Raw genomic sequence first — 830 nt, 5'->3', positions numbered from 1 at the left:
GCCCTGGCGGATGCCGCCCGAGCCCAGGATACCGCCGACGGCAAACGCCGGGTGTTTGTCACCCAGCCGGTGCCTCCCTATGACGTGGGCGACCTGTGGGCCCAGGGGGACAGTGGGGACCTGATGCGGTGCAACACCGCCCGTCCCATGGGAATCTATCTGGCCTCGGACTGGGGCAAGGCCTCCGACTACACCAACGACGACGCCCTCCACGACTTCGTGGACGGAACATTTGCTCAGACTAAGGAGGAAGTGACAAAGCGACTGTCTCAGCTGGAGGTGAAGGCGGACTCTATCAGCGCCACGGTGAGCAGCCAGACCACCACCATCACCAAGCTGGAGAACACCTCCCTCACCGGTGCGGTTACCGAATACTACCTGTCCACCAGCAAAACCCAGCTGGTGGGAGGCAGCTGGAGCCAGACCGCCCCGGAGTGGACGGAGGGGAAATACATGTGGAGCCGCACCCGCACCACACGGGCGGATGGCGGCACGTCATACAGTTCCCCCACCTGCATTGCTGGAGCCACGGGTCCTAAGGGTGAGCAAGGGGAAAAGGGCGAGACGGGAGCCCAAGGATCTCAGGGACCCAAAGGAGAAACTGGCCCTCAAGGTGAGCCGGGAGTCAAGGGCGAGGATGGACGGGGAGTGGCCAGCTCGGCGGTGCACTATCAGCTGCACACCTCTGGCACCACGGCACCCACAGGGATATGGCAGACCAGTCCCCAGTCCATGACGGAAGCCAAGCCATACCTGTGGACCCGCACCACCCTGACCTACACCAGCGGCCCAGATTCTGTGTTCTATGCCGTATCCCGCAAGGGCGACAA

The 830-nt window shown here is 63.4% G+C and carries 1 pseudogene; it reads left to right on the top strand.

Features of this window, described 5'->3' with window-relative positions:
* Window positions 1-830: pseudogene (locus B5G37_RS15830) on the top strand (hypothetical protein); the annotation flags it as partial.

This window comes from Pseudoflavonifractor sp. An85 (genome assembly GCF_002161235.1).
Taxonomy (GTDB): domain Bacteria; phylum Bacillota; class Clostridia; order Oscillospirales; family Oscillospiraceae; genus Enterenecus.
This window is presented reverse-complemented; position numbering and strand designations above follow the sequence as displayed.